This window comes from Sphingorhabdus lacus (assembly GCF_009768975.1).
In the GTDB taxonomy this organism is placed as follows: Bacteria; Pseudomonadota; Alphaproteobacteria; order Sphingomonadales; family Sphingomonadaceae; genus Sphingorhabdus_B; species Sphingorhabdus_B lacus.
In genome coordinates this window covers 2,932,092-2,948,661 of record NZ_CP035733.1, presented here as the reverse complement: position 1 = coordinate 2,948,661, position 16,570 = coordinate 2,932,092, and the positions used below count along the sequence as shown (strand labels likewise).

19 protein-coding genes are annotated in these 16,570 nt (G+C 57.2%); 12 read left to right on the top strand and 7 right to left on the bottom strand.

Annotated elements, in window-relative coordinates; genetic code table 11:
- The first annotated feature begins 33 nt into the window (after nucleotides 1-33).
- The 4 genes from EUU25_RS13890 to purT all read left to right on the top strand — a co-directional run bounded on the left by EUU25_RS13890 (nucleotide 34) and on the right by purT (nucleotide 3,575).
- Entirely contained in the window at nucleotides 34-462 is a 429-nt protein-coding gene (locus tag EUU25_RS13890; RefSeq protein ID WP_246162746.1) for a hypothetical protein, read from the top strand.
- Between the two features lie 77 nt (nucleotides 463-539).
- Nucleotides 540-2,099 carry a glutamine-hydrolyzing GMP synthase gene (gene guaA / locus EUU25_RS13885; protein ID WP_158903435.1) on the top strand — a complete coding sequence of 520 codons (1,560 nt, stop codon included), beginning with the start codon at nucleotides 540-542 and terminating at the stop codon, nucleotides 2,097-2,099.
- Between the two features lie 76 nt (nucleotides 2,100-2,175).
- Nucleotides 2,176-2,391: a DUF2805 domain-containing protein gene (locus EUU25_RS13880; RefSeq protein ID WP_158901935.1), complete on the top strand. Its 216-nt coding sequence runs from the start codon at nucleotides 2,176-2,178 to the stop codon at nucleotides 2,389-2,391.
- On the top strand, nucleotides 2,388-3,575 hold the full coding sequence (gene purT, locus EUU25_RS13875) for a formate-dependent phosphoribosylglycinamide formyltransferase (RefSeq protein WP_158901933.1): 1,188 nt from the start codon (nucleotides 2,388-2,390) through the stop codon (nucleotides 3,573-3,575). The genes EUU25_RS13880 and purT overlap by 4 nt, the downstream gene beginning before the upstream one ends.
- Nucleotides 3,576-3,927: 352 nt before the next feature.
- Here purT and EUU25_RS13870 read toward each other — a convergent pair whose 3' ends face one another.
- The gene (locus EUU25_RS13870; RefSeq protein WP_158901931.1) at nucleotides 3,928-4,566 is read right to left on the bottom strand and encodes a hypothetical protein; all 639 of its coding nucleotides are present in this window, start codon (nucleotides 4,564-4,566) and stop codon (nucleotides 3,928-3,930) included.
- 421 nt (nucleotides 4,567-4,987) lie between these two features.
- On the opposite strand from EUU25_RS13870, the gene EUU25_RS13865 reads away from it, so the two are divergent.
- Both EUU25_RS13865 and EUU25_RS13860 read left to right on the top strand, forming a co-directional pair.
- Complete coding sequence (locus EUU25_RS13865) at nucleotides 4,988-5,338, top strand: ArsC family reductase (RefSeq protein WP_158901929.1); 351 nt, start codon at nucleotides 4,988-4,990, stop codon at nucleotides 5,336-5,338.
- A 55-nt stretch (nucleotides 5,339-5,393) separates the two neighbouring features.
- Entirely contained in the window at nucleotides 5,394-6,461 is a 1,068-nt protein-coding gene (locus EUU25_RS13860; protein WP_158901927.1) for a glycerophosphodiester phosphodiesterase, read from the top strand.
- Here EUU25_RS13860 and EUU25_RS13855 read toward each other — a convergent pair.
- The 3 genes from EUU25_RS13855 to EUU25_RS13845 all read right to left on the bottom strand — a co-directional run bounded on the left by EUU25_RS13855 (nucleotide 6,458) and on the right by EUU25_RS13845 (nucleotide 8,457).
- A complete protein-coding gene (locus EUU25_RS13855; protein ID WP_158901925.1) occupies nucleotides 6,458-7,675 on the bottom strand; it encodes a TCR/Tet family MFS transporter in 1,218 nt (405 codons plus the stop codon). The genes EUU25_RS13860 and EUU25_RS13855 overlap by 4 nt on opposite strands.
- Nucleotides 7,676-7,809: 134 nt before the next feature.
- Entirely contained in the window at nucleotides 7,810-8,031 is a 222-nt protein-coding gene (locus tag EUU25_RS13850; RefSeq protein ID WP_158901923.1) for a helix-turn-helix transcriptional regulator, read from the bottom strand.
- A 3-nt stretch (nucleotides 8,032-8,034) separates the two neighbouring features.
- On the bottom strand, nucleotides 8,035-8,457 hold the full coding sequence (locus EUU25_RS13845; RefSeq protein ID WP_158901921.1) for a hypothetical protein: 423 nt from the start codon (nucleotides 8,455-8,457) through the stop codon (nucleotides 8,035-8,037).
- A gap of 127 nt (nucleotides 8,458-8,584) precedes the next feature.
- On the opposite strand from EUU25_RS13845, the gene panB reads away from it, so the two are divergent.
- The 5 genes from panB (at nucleotide 8,585) to EUU25_RS13820 (ending at nucleotide 13,595) form a co-directional block, all read left to right on the top strand.
- Entirely contained in the window at nucleotides 8,585-9,451 is an 867-nt protein-coding gene (gene panB, locus EUU25_RS13840) for a 3-methyl-2-oxobutanoate hydroxymethyltransferase (protein WP_158901919.1), read from the top strand.
- A gap of 92 nt (nucleotides 9,452-9,543) precedes the next feature.
- The gene (locus EUU25_RS13835) at nucleotides 9,544-10,293 is read left to right on the top strand and encodes a tetratricopeptide repeat protein (RefSeq protein WP_246162744.1); all 750 of its coding nucleotides are present in this window, start codon (nucleotides 9,544-9,546) and stop codon (nucleotides 10,291-10,293) included.
- 4 nt (nucleotides 10,294-10,297) lie between these two features.
- Entirely contained in the window at nucleotides 10,298-11,641 is a 1,344-nt protein-coding gene (locus EUU25_RS13830; protein ID WP_158901917.1) for an outer membrane protein assembly factor BamB family protein, read from the top strand.
- A 20-nt stretch (nucleotides 11,642-11,661) separates the two neighbouring features.
- Nucleotides 11,662-13,065, top strand: a complete 1,404-nt coding sequence (der, locus tag EUU25_RS13825) for a ribosome biogenesis GTPase Der (protein ID WP_158901915.1) — start codon at nucleotides 11,662-11,664, stop codon at nucleotides 13,063-13,065.
- 98 nt (nucleotides 13,066-13,163) lie between these two features.
- Entirely contained in the window at nucleotides 13,164-13,595 is a 432-nt protein-coding gene (locus EUU25_RS13820) for an Hpt domain-containing protein (RefSeq protein WP_158901913.1), read from the top strand.
- A gap of 30 nt (nucleotides 13,596-13,625) precedes the next feature.
- Here the strand turns inward: EUU25_RS13820 and bfr are convergent, their stop codons facing one another.
- From bfr to EUU25_RS13805, 3 genes are all read right to left on the bottom strand, one after another.
- Entirely contained in the window at nucleotides 13,626-14,105 is a 480-nt protein-coding gene (gene bfr, locus EUU25_RS13815) for a bacterioferritin (RefSeq protein ID WP_143776981.1), read from the bottom strand.
- A gap of 101 nt (nucleotides 14,106-14,206) precedes the next feature.
- Nucleotides 14,207-14,377 carry a (2Fe-2S)-binding protein gene (locus tag EUU25_RS13810; protein ID WP_158901911.1) on the bottom strand — a complete coding sequence of 57 codons (171 nt, stop codon included), beginning with the start codon at nucleotides 14,375-14,377 and terminating at the stop codon, nucleotides 14,207-14,209.
- Nucleotides 14,378-14,432: 55 nt separating this feature from the next.
- On the bottom strand, nucleotides 14,433-15,662 hold the full coding sequence (locus EUU25_RS13805) for a DUF418 domain-containing protein (RefSeq protein WP_158901909.1): 1,230 nt from the start codon (nucleotides 15,660-15,662) through the stop codon (nucleotides 14,433-14,435).
- 128 nt (nucleotides 15,663-15,790) lie between these two features.
- Here EUU25_RS13805 and EUU25_RS13800 point away from each other — a divergent pair, with 128 nt between their 5' ends.
- On the top strand, nucleotides 15,791-16,567 hold the full coding sequence (locus EUU25_RS13800; RefSeq protein WP_158901907.1) for a Coq4 family protein: 777 nt from the start codon (nucleotides 15,791-15,793) through the stop codon (nucleotides 16,565-16,567).
- Nucleotides 16,568-16,570: the final 3 nt, after the last annotated feature.

The following is a 16,570-nucleotide window of genomic DNA, read 5'->3' as shown; positions in this document are numbered from 1 at the left end:
GAAAGTTATTTTCTAACGTGAAAGGACAAAGTCATGACCTTATTAGCTTATGGCCTCTATCTCATCCTCGCGATCGGCATGACGATCTGGGTCGCATGGACGCTTAGCACCAACGGGAAAATCTATCTGATCCGATGCTTCGGGCATGATGCGGAACTGGCGACCTCTGTGAACCATCTGCTGGTGGTCGGCTTCTACCTCGTCAATCTGGGCTTTATCGCTCTCGCCCTGAGCGGCGCGGGGACGGTCAAAGATGCGCCCGAACTGATGCGCTTTCTGGGCTGGTATGTCGGATTGGCGGTGCTCGTTCTCGGCGGCATGCACTTCTTCAACATGGGCGCGGTCACGCGGCATGGGAAGAAAGTCGCCGATTGGGTGCATCAGCAAGCCCCTGCCCCCACGCCCGATCCAACCCCCGAGCGCATTGTCGCAAGAACGCGGAGCGATAGCTTGCTCGACTAGAGCCAAAACGCACAAATAGTTGCCGTCGCCGCTGCGCCGATATGGACAGCGGCGGCGGTTATGCCTATCGGCTGGTCATGTCGATTCAGCCATCAGATTCCATCCTCATCATCGATTTCGGGTCGCAAGTGACCCAGCTCATAGCCCGCCGCGTGCGCGAGGCCGGGGTCTATAGCGAAATCGCCCCCTTCAACGCGGCGCAGGCGGCTTTTGAACGCATGCAGCCCAAGGGCATCATCCTGTCGGGCGGCCCTGCCTCCACCACCGAGGCCGGCTCCCCCCGCGCACCGCAATGCGTCTTTGACAGCGGCCTTCCCATCTTGGGCATCTGCTACGGTCAGCAGACCATGATGATGCAGCTCGGCGGCCATGTGACGGGCGGCGAAGGCGGCGAATTTGGCCGCGCCTTTATCGAGGTTGAAAAGCCCTGCACCCTGTTCGACGGCGTCTGGGGCGAGGGCGAAAAGCATCAGGTGTGGATGAGCCATGGCGACAAGGTCACAAGCCTTGCCCCCGGCTTCGAAGTCGTCGCCACCAGCGATGGCGCACCCTATGCTTTCATCGCCGACGAGGCACGGCGCTATTACGGCATCCAGTTCCACCCCGAGGTGGTGCACACCCCCGATGGCGCAAAGCTGATTTCCAACTTCGTGCATAAGGTCTGCGGGCTTGCCGGCGACTGGACCATGGCCGAATTCCGCGCCACCAAAATTGCCGAAATCCGCGCGCAGGTCGGCTCCGGCCGTGTCATCTGCGGCCTGTCGGGCGGCGTTGATTCCTCCGTCGCCGCGATCCTGATTCACGAAGCGATCGGCGCCCAGCTGACCTGCGTGTTCGTCGATCACGGCCTGCTGCGGATGAACGAGCGCGAGCAGGTCGAAACGCTGTTCCGCGACCATTATAATATCCCGCTGGTGGTGGTCGATGCCGAGACGCGCTTCATGGCGGGCCTTGCCGGTGTCACCGACCCTGAAAAGAAACGCAAGTTCATCGGCGCGGAATTCATCAACGTGTTTGAAGAAGAAGCGAAGAAAATTGGCGGCGCAGACTTCCTTGCCCAGGGCACGCTCTACCCTGATGTGATCGAGAGCGTCAGCTTCACCGGCGGACCGTCAGTGACGATCAAGAGCCACCACAATGTCGGCGGCCTGCCCGCGCGCATGAACATGCAACTGGTCGAACCGTTGCGCGAGCTGTTCAAGGATGAAGTCCGCGCATTGGGCCGCGAACTCGGCCTCAACGACCAATTTGTCGGCCGCCATCCCTTCCCCGGCCCCGGCCTTGCGATCCGCATTCCGGGCGAAGTCACCAAGGAACGCTGCGACATCCTGCGCAAGGCCGACGCCGTCTATCTCGAAGAAATCCGCAACGCCGGTCTCTACGACGCGATCTGGCAGGCCTTCGCCGTATTGCTGCCCGTCCGCACGGTCGGCGTGATGGGCGACGGGCGGACCTATGACAATGTCTGCGCCTTGCGCGCCGTCACGAGCACCGACGGCATGACCGCCGACATCTATCCGTTCGACAGCGCGTTCTTAAGCCGCGTGTCCACGCGCATCATCAACGAGGTCAAGGGCATCAACCGCGTCGTCTATGACTATACATCAAAGCCCCCGGGCACGATCGAATGGGAATGATGGCCGAATATGTCGGCGAAATCCGCGCCAGCAACCACCAGCATCCCGACCATGACACCGACCATTGGCCAAGCTGATGCCGCGCACGCCCGACCTGTCCGCCAGCCAGTTGAGCGAAGTCATCGAGATGGCGCTGTCCGACCATGTCGGCTTTTCGCTGATCGAACAGCAGCATGGCGTCTCGCCCGATCAGGTCAAAGCCATCATGCGGTCACATCTGAAACCGGGAAGTTACAAAAGCTGGCGCAAGCGTGTGCGCGAATTTGGCGACCGGAGGGAGCATTATAAATGACACCAACTGCAAAAATCCTGCTGCTCGGGTCGGGTGAACTCGGCCGCGAATTTGTCATCGCCGCCAAACGGCTCGGCTGCCATGTCATCGCCTGCGACAGCTATGCTGCGGCCCCTGCGATGCAGGTCGCGGACCAATGCGAAATATTCTCCATGCTCGACGCCGCCGCGCTTGGCGCCGCGATTGAAAAGCACCAGCCCGATTTCATCGTTCCCGAAATCGAGGCGATCCGGACGGAAATACTGGCCGATTATGAAGGCAAGGGCTTCACCGTCGTGCCCTCGGCCCGCGCCGCGCAATTGACGATGAACCGCGACGCCATCCGCGATCTGGCCGCATCGGAACTGGGCCTCAACACATCGCGCTATCTCTATGCCGAAAGTCGGGAGGAACTGCACGCCGCCGTTGCCGAGCTTGGCCTTCCGCTTGTCGTCAAGCCCGTCATGTCTTCATCGGGCAAGGGCCAGAGCACGATGCGCAGCGAGGCCGACATCGATACCTCCTGGGACTATGCCGCCGCCGGCATGCGCGGCGACCGGCTGCGCGTGATTGCCGAACAATTTATCGATTTCGATTATGAAATCACCCTGCTGACGATCCGCGCGCGTGACGGCGTCCATTTCTGCCCGCCCATCGGCCACCGGCAGGAACGCGGAGACTATCGCGAAAGCTGGCAACCAACCGCCATGTCGGCGGCGGCGTTGCAGGCGGCACAGGACATGGCCGCCAAGGTCGTCGATGCCCTGGGCGGCTATGGCCTGTTCGGCGTCGAATTTTTCGTCAAGGGCGATAGCGTCATCTTCTCCGAACTGAGCCCGCGGCCCCACGACACCGGCATGGTGACGCTGGTGTCGCAGACATTGAACGAATTCGATCTGCACATCCGCGCCATATTGGGCCTGCCCATTCCGGAGATCACCCTGCTCGGCGCGTCGGCCAGCGCCGTCGTCCTCGCCGACCGCGACTGCAGCGATTTCAGCATCACCGGATTGGCCGACGCACTGGCGCTGGCCACCCCCGACACCCATGTCGACGCCCGCATCTTCAGCAAACCCGTAACCCGCCCCTACCGCCGCATGGGCGTAACACTTGCACGGGTGACCGACGGCGATACCGACAAAGCCCGCGCCGTGGCGGTCGCTGCGGCGGGCAAGATTGTGATCAACTATGGGGCGTCGGAGTAAGGGTGGCCATTTCCGGCATGCGGAATGACTGGGATAGTGACCGACCCTAACCCGTTCGGCAAAAAATTGGCGCGGCGCTTTAGGATGGGTCGTGCCGATTTTTTCGTCAGAAGAAAAAAGGAGAAAAAGGAAAAAAGAAATCCACCCGACACACCACCCGTATCCGGCCCTTCTTTCTTTTTTCCCCTCTTTCTTCCACCCAATTCCCTTGGCACTAACGTGCTTTTACAGCTCCGCTGCGGCAGCCAAGGAGCCAGTTGTGAGCTAGTGCCTTAACGAATGGCAGGTTTCAGCATGCCCAGAAACTATCGGGGATGACCGGAATGTTGTGGGGAGCTGACGGACCGCTGCCTCAGAAGGCGTTACAATTTTCGCTTTGGGCGTATGATTCTGCCGCCGGTTCAATCAACTCGGCAATGTTTGGCACATAGCCAGAGAGGTCTCGGGCGAGTGCATTCGTTATTACGGCATAATGACATGGCGAATTACCCATCCCAGAAACAATACGACCGCCTCGTTTCCTTTCGAAAGCGAGAGCTGTTCCGTCAGTCCACCCGCGCGCCTCTCCCCAATAGCCATCAACCTGATTGTCAAAAGCACCAGTCATCCGCAAATAGGCAGGTAAAGGAATGGAAAATTGCGAGGTCGATTTAGTTTTGGTCTCTTGATCCCAAATAATTGCTGAGCCTTCGACCTTCTTGCCATTATTCGACAACGCCACAGCGAACCACCTTTTGCCAAACGAAGGCATTGCAGCGAAACGGAGGGAGTCATTAGACAAATCGCGAATTTCGGGAACACCTGCCAGCAGTTTGTGTGCCTCAGATAAAACGGCGCTTTCGTTGCCCTTCGGCAGCGGACCATTTCGCGTGCTATGCGCCTGCATAGTGGCAAAAAGATAAACGATGTAAATGATAGCAACTAAAGCGACGAGGACGCCGAAGGACTTGAGCGAGGTAATCGCAACCTTGCGAAGGCGTAATGACAGCATGCTCACATTGATAATGTGACAGTTGTTTCCAATGTCCGCAATGTTGTCGTGTCCGGAAAGTCTGCTTTCGATCTGGATATCCCATTAGCAGACATATTCGCCTCTCTCTTTTAGACGGAGTGGAGAGGGGGAGGTCGCGCATTGCCTTCACCGTTGGAGCCCCTCTCCAACTGCGCCTAGGCCTTTCGGCCAAGGCTTCGTATCCTCTCCCCTAAAGGGGAGAGGGGAAATCTCACACAAAGGCGCGAAGAAGGATTACCCATTTCCCCAGCCGTCACCCTGAACTTGTTTCACCTTCGTGTCTTCGCGTCTTCGTGCGAACCCAATAATCCCGGCCATGCAATAAATGCTGTCATCTGGTCTCTCTACGGAATATGCAGGAACAGCATGGCACGCCCCCTGTAAATATACCGAGGAATCAATGGCTAAAGTCACCCTATATGGCATCCCCAATTGCGATACGGTCAAAAAGGCCCGCACCTATCTCGACGGGCGGGGTGTGGGTTATCATTTCCATGATTATAAAAAGGCAGGCGTCGAGGCCGCCGATCTGGAACGTTGGATTGCGCAGGTCGGCTGGGAGAAATTGCTGAACAAGGCGGGCACGACATTCAAGAAGCTGCCCGATGCGGACAAGGCGGACATTGACGAAAAGAAAGCCATCGCGCTGATGCTGGCCAATCCTTCGATGATCAAACGCCCGGTGGTCGAGGGCGGAGCGTCGTTGCTGGTCGGGTTCAAACCGGACATCTATGATGCGGAGAAATTCTGAACCGGTGGACAGCGGCTGTCATCGCACTGACACAGCAGCGCGCAATAGACGGCGCATGCGCTATCTTGTCCCGATGCTTTCCGCCGCCCTATTGTCCGCCTGTTCGATTACGGAGAGCAAAGCCATGGAAAAACCCCTCGACGGTCCGGTGCTGGTAATCGCCCATCGCGGTGCGAGCGGGGAGCGGCCGGAGCATACGCTGGGCAGCTACACGCTCGCCATCGAACAGGGCGCGGACTTTATCGAGCCGGACCTCGTCCTGACCAAGGACGGGATATTGGTCGCGCGGCACGAAAACGAGATTTCGGAGACGACCGATGTCGCGGCACGTCCCGAATTTGCCGGTCGCAAGACGAGCAAGACCATTGACGGCCAGACAATGACGGGCTGGTTCACCGAAGATTTCACGCTCGCCGAGCTGAAGACTTTGCGCGCCAAGGAAAGGCTGCCGCAACTGCGTAAGGCCAATATGGCCTTTGACGGACAGTTTGAAATTCCGACCTTTGAAGAGATATTGGACCTTGCCAAGGCGCAGAGTGCGAAGACCGGGCGGACCATCGGCATCTATCCCGAAACTAAGCATCCCAGTTATTTTGCCTCCATCGGCCTGCCGCATGAGGCACCGTTGCTTGCCCTGCTGGAACGCTATGGCCATGTCGACAAGGCCGCGCCGGTGTTCATCCAGTCGTTCGAGGTCGAAAATCTGAAGGCATTGCGCGCAAAGACGAAGGTGCGGTTGATCCAGTTGATGGATGAAAAGGGCAGCCCGCCCGACCGGCCCGACCTCAATTATCCCGCGATGGCTACCGCCGATGGTCTGAAGGCAGTGGCGGCCTATGCCGATGGCGTCGGGCCGAACAAGGCGCTGGTCATCCCGCGCACCTTGCTCGGCAATCTGGGCGAGCCGACCACACTGGTCCGCGACGCGCACAAGGCCGGTCTTGCCGTCCACCCATGGACCTTTCGCCGCGAAAACTACTTCCTGCCGTTAAGCGCGAAATCAGGCGTCGATCCCCGCGCGGTCGGCGATGTGGTGAGCGAAATCCGCGCCTATCTGGCGACCGGCATCGACGGTTTTTTCAGCGACAATGTCGCCGAGGCTGTGGCCGCCGCCAAGGACTAGCGCACAGCATAAAGCCGCATCGTGCGCCACAAGATCGTCACGGCAACCGCCATCAACGCAGCCGCCAACATATAGGGCGCGCCCGGAAAATAGAGGCCGGTTGAATCGGCATAGGCCCCGAACACGCCGGTCATGGCTGGCGGGCCGATGATGGAGGTCAGGCTGACCACGCTGCCGATGGCGCCTTGCAATTCACCCTGAGCATCTTCGGCGACTTTTTCGGTCATCAGGCTTTGCATTGCCGGGAATGTCAGCCCGCTGATCGAGCCTATGATCAGGCCCACTATGGCAATCGCGGTGGAGCCTGCAAAACCGATGACCAGATAGCTCGGAATCGCGAACATCAGGCTCCATCCAGCGGTCTTGACGGCACCGAAGCGGGCGATGACTTTTCCGACCAGCAGCCCTTGGATAATCGCGAGCAATATTCCGAATAGGGCGACGGTGGCCCCGATGGTCAACGGACCCCAATCAAATTTCAGGGTTCCATAATAGCTCCAGACCGCGAAATTGGACTGGGCGGCAAATTGCATGAAGAAAATGGTGATGAGGCAGCCGAAGACGAGCGGTGCCTTCATCATCTGCTGCATCGTGCCGAAGGGATTGGCCCGCTTCAAGCTGAAGCGGCGGCGCTTTTCGGGCGGTAATGTCTCGCGAAACGCATAGGCTCCATAGGCGGCCCCGATCAGGCACAGCACGCTGGCAACCCAAAATGGCACCCTGTCGCCCCAAAGGCCGAACACACCGCCGAGCGCGGGGCCCAGGACAAATCCAGCGGCACCTGCGCCGCCCATCAACCCATAGACCGCGCCGCGCTTTTCCGGTTCGATCACATCGGCGACGCAGCTGTTGGCGGCGGCCCATGTGGCGCCCATGACGCCCGAAATCACCCGTCCGACAAACAGCCACGCCAGTGTGGGCGCCATGGCCATCAGCGCATAGTCGAGCCCGAGGGCTGCCAATGTCGATATGAGCACGGGTTTGCGTCCGAATCGATCGGAAAGTCCGCCGATGATGGGGGAAAAGACAAATTGCATGATAGCATAGGCAAAGAGCAGCCAGCCGCCGATTTCGGCCGCCCGGTCAACCTGGGCACCGCTCAGTTGCATCACCAGCTTTGGCATGACCGGTATGATCAGGCCAATGCCCGCCATGTCGATAAAGACGATGAAAGCGATCAGCCCGAGACCGGGGCGTTGTGCTGCTTTGTCCACGCTCCCTCCCTTGAGGCCTACGCGTAACTCCGGATTTACGAGGCGTCAAATTGAAGGCCTGAACAGGATAGCCGGGGAGCGCTGTTCAGGCCTTCGGTGCTGCGCGGCACAAAGCGGTGGGAGGGGCTAGGGGGTCAGTCTATGTCTTTCTGCCAGCGGAAGACCTCTTCCAGCGGCTTGTTGAAGACATGGGCAATGCGGAAGGCGACCTCCAGCGAAGGGGAGTATTTGCCCTGCTCGATGGCGGCGATGGTTTGCCTTGTGACGCCGACCCGGTCGCCGAGTTCGCCTTGCGTCATTTCGAACATCACAAAGCGGAGCATGCGGATGTCGTTGGTGAAGGGAAGTTCGGCCATGGCTCAATATCCACGGCGGTAATAATAGAGTTGCGAGCCTACGCGGACGAGTTCGGCGATGACGACGGTGGCCATCAGCAGGTTGAGATAGACGCCCGGGCTGAACCGGTAGAATATGGCGATCATGTTGAACCATGCGCCGAGGACCAGCGGGTAATAGGCCAGATGGGTGCCGCGGATGTGTATGCTCCGCTCGCGCTCGTCTTCCTTGAGATTCGCTTCTTTGGGGGCGCGTATGGCGAAGAAGGTTGCCGTCGCGACCATGACGACGACGATGATGATGGTCACCGGCACAAGCATCCCTGCAACCGCCGCGACTCCGGCGTCGGTGGAGACCATCGCCCAGGGATAAGCCAGAAAATACCAGCCAAAGGCAAATGCGAGGGCAAGGAAGGCGGCCCAATGGGTTTTTTCGCGGAATGACATAGCGTGAACTCCAATGTTAACTGATTCGGACTTAATGTTAGCTATTATTAACACGGAGTCAAACATTAATAACACAACTCCGGTTCAAGCTTTTGTCCAGTTAATTTACCCGCTAAGCCCCCGCCCCATGTCCACTCGCCCCCAAACGCTCACTTTCGACACGTCAACCAGCCGTGCGAACCCCACCCCCCAACCGATGAAACGGCTTACCGTGCCGCGCATCCGGCAACGAAAGGGCGGTGAGCCGCTGGTCATGCTGACGGCTTACACTGTCCGGATGGCACAGCTGTTGGACCCGCATTGCGATATGCTGCTGGTTGGTGATTCGCTGGGACAGGTGATCTACGGATTGCCGCACACCGTCGCCGTGACGATGGAAATGATGGCGGCCCATGGCGCTGCAGTAGTTCGCGGTAGCTACCACGCTGCCGTTATCGTCGACATGCCCTTTGGATCTTACGAGGCATCGCCCGAACTGGCCTTCGCCAACGCAGCGCATTTGCTGAAGGAAACCGGCGCCGCTGCAGTAAAGATCGAAGGCGGGCGAGTGCTTGCCCCGACCGTAGAGTTTCTGACCTCCCGCGGCATTCCGGTTATGGCGCATGTCGGATTGACCCCACAAGCCGTGAACATCCTCGGCGGCTATGGCGTCCGGGGCAAAAGCCCGGAAGAAGCTAAATCCATCGTCGAAGACGCTGTTGCTATGTCCGAGGCAGGTGCCTTTTCCATGGTGATCGAAGGCGTTCTGGAACCCATAGCCATCGAGATAACAAACAAGATCGCCTGTCCGACCATCGGCATCGGCGCATCGGCCCAATGCGACGGGCAGGTTCTAGTGACGGAAGATATGCTCGGCCTGTTCGACCGCGTCCCCAAATTTGTGAAGAAGTTCGGCAATATGGGGGCATCGGTCGAAGATGCCGTTCGCGAATATGCGAGTGGCGTGCGGGACCGCAGTTTCCCGGGTCCGGATCAACTCTATCAACCTGCTTGAAGCAGGGCTGGCCTATCGGCACAACTCCCGCTAAGGACGACGCTAGCGGGTGCAAGCCCTTATATAGTTAATACCCAATTTCGGAGGCCCTTTTGGCTTTGACACCGACTGATAAGCGCGCCGGAAGCGATGAAGCTTTCCTGCGCGAAGTGGACGATGCAGTCCGCGCGAGCGATCTGACAAGCTTCTGGACACGCTACGGCCGCTGGCTGCTTGTGGCCTTGGTTGCCGGTTTGCTGGCGTTTGGCGGCTACATCATTTACAAGAACCAGCTACAAGCGGCGGCCGATAAGCAGAGCGAAGAGTTTGTAGATGCCATGGACAAGCTGCGCGCCGGTCAGCAAAAAGAGGCACGCGCCAAGCTCGCCACACTCGCAAAGGCGGATCAGCCGGGCTACCGCGCCATGGCGCAATTGGTGGAAGCAAATTTGCTCGGCGAAGATGGTAAGACCAAAGAAGCCGTTGCTCTTTATGCTAAGGTAGCAGGCGATAGCAGCCTGCCCCAAACCTTTCGCGATCTTGCGCTTATCCGGCAAACAAGTGCCGAATTTGACACGCTTGCACCCCAAGCTGTCGTTGATCGGCTAAAGCCCCTTTCAACGCCAGGCCATGCCTGGTTCGGAAGCGCGGGCGAGTTGACGGCTTTGGCCTATATCAAAATGGGCAAGGACAATCTCGCCGGACCGATTTTCGCGCAAATTGCCAAGCAGGAAGGCCTGCCACCAAGCTTACGCAGCCGTGCCCAACAAATGGCTGGCGCGATGGGTATCGATACCGTTCAGGTTGATGAAAAGAAAAATACGGCAACTGCATCAGCCGACAACGCGACCAAGGGAGAGTGATTAAGTGAAGATCAGCGCAAAATTGCTACTGGCTCTTGCCGCATCTGCATCGCTTGGCGGCTGCGCCGTTTTGGATGGCGTACGTGGCGATGCGGGTAAGAAAAACAATACCCCGACCGTCGGCAATCGCGTCGACATTCTGGGAACCGAGCGCGACATGGAAGTCGATCCCGCGCTTGCCAATGTGGCGGTTATTCTGCCTCCGGCGGTAGTAAACGAAGCATGGGCCCAGCCGGGCGGAAATGCCTCAAAATCCCCGGGACATGTCGAGCTGGGACAAGGCCTGTCCCGCATCTGGAGCGCCAATGTCACTGGCGCAAACCCGCGGGCACGCCTCGCCGCAAGCCCGGTTGTTAGCGATTCGCGCGTCTATGTCGTCGACACAACCGCGCGCGTCACCGCCCTCGACGCGAACAGCGGCGCCCAGATCTGGTCCAATGCTCTCGAGATTGATGACGACGGAAAACCCTCACGCTTCGGCGGAGGAGTCAGCGCGACCAGCACTATGGTTTTTGCCACCAACGGCGTTGGTGATGTTGCTGCGCTTGCCGCCGACACAGGCGCACTGAGTTGGAAAAAGCGCCCGGCAGGACCGCTGCGGGGGGCCCCGACGCTTTCGAATGGCAATGTCTATGTAATGACACAGGACAACCAGATTTACGCCCTTCGCCAGACCGATGGCGAGGCCCAGTGGAATGAAGCAGGCCCTGTTTCCGCGTCCGGCATTTTCGGAGTCGGCGCACCTGCGGCGGCCCAAGGTACCATTATCGCCGGTTATTCCAGCGGCGAACTGGCGGCATACCGCTACGAAAACGGGCGCAGCCTTTGGACCGATACGCTGTCACGCACGGCCATGTCGACTTCGGTTTCGACTCTTACCGATATTGACGCCGATCCGGTGATTGACCGTGGCCGAGTATTTGCCTTGGGTAAGGGCGGCCGTATGGCATCGTACGAACTGGTGACGGGTCAGCGAATCTGGGAAATCAATATCGCCGGCATTTCTACGCCGGTTACCGCGGGCGAGTGGGTCTTTGTCATGACCGACGAAGCACGTCTTCTATGCGTGGCACGCTCCAGCGGAAAGATACGCTGGATTTCCAAGTTGCAGCGGTACGATAATGAAGAAAAGAAAAAGGGCCCCATCAGTTGGTATGGTCCTGTACTCGCGGGAGGCCGCTTGATTGTGGCCAGCTCGCGCGGCAACATCTGGTCGATTTCTCCTGCCGAAGGTACGGCGAGTGAAGTTTTCGACCTCAAATCGCCCGTGTCGCTCGCGCCAATTGTCGCGAACAACACGCTTTACATTCTCGACGATTCGGGCCGCATTTCGGCCTTTCGCGGGTAACTTTAAGGAGTAGTGCCGGCATGTTGCCGACGGTAGCCATTATCGGTCGGCCTAATGTCGGCAAGTCGACATTATTCAACCGATTGGTCGGCAAAAAGCTTGCGCTTGTCGATGACACACCCGGTGTCACGCGCGACCGGCGGGAAGGTCAGGGCCGACTTTTCGACCTTGAATTCACCATTGTCGACACGGCTGGTTATGAGGATGAAGATCCTGATACGCTGCCGGGTCGCATGAGAATGCAAACCGAAGCTGCAATAGCTGGCGCCCAAGTTGCGCTTTTTCTGATCGACGGAAGAGTAGGTGTCACACCGCTCGATGAAGAAATTGCTCGCTGGCTGCGTGGTAGCGCGACCCCGGTCGTTCTTGCCGTGAATAAGGCCGAGGGTAAGCAGGGCGATAATGGTATCCTCGAAAGCTATGCGCTCGGCTTTGGCGACCCCATTGCGATCAGCGGTGAGCATGGTGAAGGCATGGCCGACCTGTTTCAGGCACTATTGCCGCATATTGATGGTGGCGCGTTCGAGGTTCAGGACCCGGAGGCACCAGACGCCATATTGAAATTGGCTATCGTGGGACGTCCTAATGCAGGCAAGTCGACCCTGATTAATAAACTGCTGGGCGAAAACCGCCTGATTACCGGTCCAGAAGCAGGAATTACACGCGATAGCATTTCTATCGATTGGATCTGGACCGATCCCGATCCCAAACAGGGCGAGCCCGATGAGGAAGGTAATATTCCGCCCCTTCTGACCGAACGCCGCGTGCGTCTGATCGATACCGCCGGAATGCGCAAACGCGCCAAAGTTCAAGACAAGCTTGAAAAACTTTCTGTAGCCGATGCACGCCATGCGATAGACTTCGCCGAGGTTGTCGTTCTTTTGCTCGATGCAACCAAGGGTCTGGAAGTGCAGGACCTGAAAATTGCCGATCATGTTATTCAGGAAGGGCGCGCGCTCATCATCGCCATTAATAAATGGGACGTTGCCGAAAACGCGAGCAGCCTGTTCAACGGTATTCGTGGCGCACTCGAAGAGGGGCTTTCACAGCTAAAGGGTGTCCCGTTGATTGCGGTTTCGGCTATGACTGGCAAAGGCCTCGATCCATTGCTTTCGGCCGCATTCGACGCACGTGAGGCATGGAATAAGCGCGTTCCAACCGGCATTCTAAACCGCTGGTTCGAAGCCGCCGTCGCAGCAAACCCGCCACCTGCCCCTGGCGGCAAACGGATCAAATTGCGTTACATGACACAGGCACGTAACCGTCCGCCGACATTTGTCATTTTCGGTAACCGTACCGACGAATTGCCGGCAAGCTACGCGCGTTATCTGCTCAACGGTATCCGCCGAGATCTGGATTTTGGCGCGGTCCCGGTTCGAATCAACTTCAGATCGTCCAAGAATCCTTTCGCGGACAATAACTGACCGGAATTTTGCCAAACAGATTTCGTCAACGCTCTGTTTACTTCTGCCAGTGTAAAGGAAACCGACAGGACCATTTTCGTTGTCCATGGAGCAGCGCGTTGACCGATAAGCCAGATGATCTGATCGACTGGAAGACCTTTACCGAGACCCGCAATCTGCTGGGTGCCGGATTTGTACGTATTCTGGGCTATTTTCGCGAGGACGGCACCAAGTCGGTGGCGGCTATCGAAGAAGCAATGCGGCTCAAAGATTCGGCCAAATTGGTTATACCTGCGCACACACTGAAGGGCGAATCCTGGCAGTTTGGCGCTGATCAATTGGCATTGCTGGCCGAAGAGATCGAGATTGCCGCGCGCCATTATGTCGAAATCCAGATTGATCCATCTGAACTGGTTGAAAAGGTTGTCCGGCTTCGCCCCGTGTTCGAAGCGACACTCGCCGCATTAGAATCAGAGGCGAGCCCGCTCGTCGAACGCCGCCCGGTTAGCTTCGGCCAACGCAACGCACTTGGCGGGATGAGCTACGGCTAAACGGCAACGATTGCGAGATCCTGCTTAAGGTCAATCTTCCGCGGGTTTAGACTGCAACTGCACGTAATTTTCAATGCCCATGCGGGCAATCATGTCGAACTGCTTTTCGAGCATATCAACATGCTCCTCTTCGCTCTCCAGAATGTCGGCGAACAGGTCGCGGCTAACATAGTCGCGTACGCTTTCAGAATAAGCGATCGCATCCTTCAGCAAGGGTAGCGCCTCATACTCCAGTTCCAGATCGGCCTTCAAAATTTCTTCCACCGTCTCACCGATACGCAAGCGACCGAGAAGCTGGAAATTTGGCAAGCCATCCAAAAAGAGAATGCGTTCCGAAAGGCGGTCCGCGTGCTTCATTTCATCAATCGATTCATGCCGTTCAAAATGGGCAAGCTTCGCAACACCCCAATTATCAAGCATCCGGTAATGTAGCCAATATTGGTTGACTGCGGTCAGTTCGTTTTTGAGCGCCTCGTTCAAAAACTCGATAACTTTTGCGTCACCCTTCATGGATAGTCTCCTGTGCGATGGAGGAGCCAGGATAACGATGAAACTCTGTCAAGTGAAGGTAAAAATCCGCAGAATAACCGGAGATTCATAGGCTGCTATTGCTACGCGGTCGCAGATCCTGCGCTAATGATATTACGTGCAAACGACAGGCACTGGCCGCATTTCGGTTTGCGGCCGAGGCGCGCGTAAACATCATTGGGGCGGTCCGACCCCGAGCGTACCGCCGCACGCAAGTCTTTTTCCCGGATAGCATTACACACGCAAACGACCATAGATTCGCTCCTATCGAAACGTGCTTACCGTTAATGCGAATTGATTGCAATAACTTTAGCGGGTCATGGCCTGCACTTGCCCGCGTGCCAGACTGCGCCATAGCCACTCAAGCGGGCCATACCGATATTGGGCAAGCCAAGGTTGGGACCAAAGCAGCATTAATACCCACACGGCAAAGACAATCGGCCATAATCCGACCCGGCTTACAGAGCCGAAAAGGCCAAAGCCATATCCATAAAATAGCGTGGTCATCAGGATGGAGGTTCCGAGATAATTGGTAAATGCCGCCTGCCCCGTGGCGGCGACGCGAGCAATGAACTTTCTATGCGCGGTCCGTGTGATGAACAGGATCAGCAATGCTGCATATCCCACGGTGAGCATCAAGCGGGGAATCGCGCTCCACGCGAGGAATACGGCAAGCGAGCTTATCAGATCATAGTCGACAAACACCAGATATGCAGCCAGCGCAGCACTCGCCGTCAGGCCAGCGGGAACCAGCCGCTTTGCCCATTGCGTATAAGCCGCAGCATCCCACTCCCCGGTAATAAAGCCGTTCTTCTTCATAGCCATGCCGATCATCATCAAGGGCAGGGTCTCGGCAATGGACTGTAATACAGCGGCGAGGGGCGTATACCATTCGGACAGCTTCTCGGTCACAATTGGCCAATATGCTCCCCTGTGAAGGGCGATCTCATCCTCGACATTTAAATCGAAATCATTGCTCCGCAATATTTCATTATATTGCTTCAACATATCGGGATCGGCATCGGGCTGGGTTGCAAAATATTGAAGCACCTGCAGTCCACCCAATTGAAGCCCCCAAAACAGAATGCCCAGACCGAAAAGAATCAACGCCCATTTAATCAATCGGGGAGGCTCCCAATTCCGGAACAGAAAGGCGATGCATCCCACACTTGCGTACAGAAATAATATGTCGCCGAACCAAAGGAAAAAATAATGCGCCAGCCCGAACAAGGCCAGCCAGAACATGCGGGCATAATGCACTTTGGCGGCGCTCTCGCCTTTGGCTTGGGCGCGTTCGATGATCAGCATCATACTCGCGCCGAACATGAGCGAGAAAAGGCCTCGCATCTTCCCATCGATGAAAATGAAAGAGAAAATCCAGGACGCTTGGTTGTCGGCGGACAATCCACCATAGGCCCTTGGAGTCACATAGGCCCATTCCGGCATAGAAAAGGCTACGATATTCATCGCCAATATTCCCATCACCGCAAAACCCCGCATGGCGTCGAGTGTTAGGTAACGGTCAGTCTCTGGCTGCATAACTTCCCCCTGTATTGTCCGATTAATACAGTTGCCCAGGCATCTCGTCCAGCACTTTAAGTTTTTGTTATTGACATTGATGTAGGTAGAAAATATCTAGTCTCTGGAAAATTCATGGAGTCCCCCCGATGACCGCTCTGCCATTTCATCATCCTGACCGCCCCGCAGGTGAATTCCGCCCGCTGAAGGCGCTGCATCACTTCCGCAAGCTGATCGCGGATAAGGAAGACACGGAACAGGTATTCCACATCATCGCCGCGTTGCGTGGCCGCAAGTTCCGCAAAATTGCCAGCTCCTTCTGGCATAGCGAAAAGGGCCAGCGGATTCTCGCAAGCAAACAGCGCCTCATTGATGTGCTGGATGATCATGACAGCATCAAGAAGCTGCCAGCTGGAACGGTAGGCCGCGCCTATGTCGATTTCATGGAACGCGAGGGCCTGAGCGCCGCCGGTCTCGAAGCTGAATATGCCAAATTTACCGACGCCGGTGTGCGCTATGAAGACGGCATTGACCGTTATGGCGACCGGCTTCGGGACACGCACGACATGCTTCACGTGTTAACAGGCTACGGCCGCGATGCGTTAGGGGAGCAGTGCGTTCTAGCATTTACCTATGCGCAGAACCGCAACCTTGGCGTAGGCTTTATTGCTTATGCGGGCGGTTTTGAATTGAAACGACGTGTGGCACGCTCGGCTCCGATCATGAAAGCGGTGCACGAAGGCTATCATATCGGAAATGCTGCGAAGAATATTGTGCATGAAGATATTGTCGAGCTTCTGAAGGAACCTCTCGCTGATGCGCGCAAGCGCTTGGGCATATCCGAACCTGTTGCCTATCGTGCCGCGCACGAGGCTATGCTTTCGGGCGGAGTTGACCCATATAATCTGTTAGCCGCGCCTGCTTAAACA

What these genes read in the sequence shown, in the direction of transcription:
- EUU25_RS13890 (WP_246162746.1), top strand. Translation starts at nt 34, where the DNA reads ATGACCTTATTAGCTTATGGCCTCTATCTCATCCTCGCGATCGGCATG.
- guaA (WP_158903435.1), top strand. Translation starts at nt 540, where the DNA reads ATGTCGATTCAGCCATCAGATTCCATCCTCATCATCGATTTCGGGTCG.
- EUU25_RS13880 (WP_158901935.1), top strand. Translation starts at nt 2,176, where the DNA reads ATGCCGCGCACGCCCGACCTGTCCGCCAGCCAGTTGAGCGAAGTCATC.
- purT (WP_158901933.1), top strand. Translation starts at nt 2,388, where the DNA reads ATGACACCAACTGCAAAAATCCTGCTGCTCGGGTCGGGTGAACTCGGC.
- EUU25_RS13870 (WP_158901931.1), bottom strand. Translation starts at nt 4,566, where the DNA reads ATGCTGTCATTACGCCTTCGCAAGGTTGCGATTACCTCGCTCAAGTCC.
- EUU25_RS13865 (WP_158901929.1), top strand. Translation starts at nt 4,988, where the DNA reads ATGGCTAAAGTCACCCTATATGGCATCCCCAATTGCGATACGGTCAAA.
- EUU25_RS13860 (WP_158901927.1), top strand. Translation starts at nt 5,394, where the DNA reads ATGCGCTATCTTGTCCCGATGCTTTCCGCCGCCCTATTGTCCGCCTGT.
- EUU25_RS13850 (WP_158901923.1), bottom strand. Translation starts at nt 8,031, where the DNA reads ATGGCCGAACTTCCCTTCACCAACGACATCCGCATGCTCCGCTTTGTG.
- EUU25_RS13845 (WP_158901921.1), bottom strand. Translation starts at nt 8,457, where the DNA reads ATGTCATTCCGCGAAAAAACCCATTGGGCCGCCTTCCTTGCCCTCGCA.
- panB (WP_158901919.1), top strand. Translation starts at nt 8,585, where the DNA reads ATGTCCACTCGCCCCCAAACGCTCACTTTCGACACGTCAACCAGCCGT.
- der (WP_158901915.1), top strand. Translation starts at nt 11,662, where the DNA reads ATGTTGCCGACGGTAGCCATTATCGGTCGGCCTAATGTCGGCAAGTCG.
- bfr (WP_143776981.1), bottom strand. Translation starts at nt 14,105, where the DNA reads ATGAAGGGTGACGCAAAAGTTATCGAGTTTTTGAACGAGGCGCTCAAA.
- EUU25_RS13810 (WP_158901911.1), bottom strand. Translation starts at nt 14,377, where the DNA reads ATGGTCGTTTGCGTGTGTAATGCTATCCGGGAAAAAGACTTGCGTGCG.
- EUU25_RS13805 (WP_158901909.1), bottom strand. Translation starts at nt 15,662, where the DNA reads ATGCAGCCAGAGACTGACCGTTACCTAACACTCGACGCCATGCGGGGT.
- EUU25_RS13800 (WP_158901907.1), top strand. Translation starts at nt 15,791, where the DNA reads ATGACCGCTCTGCCATTTCATCATCCTGACCGCCCCGCAGGTGAATTC.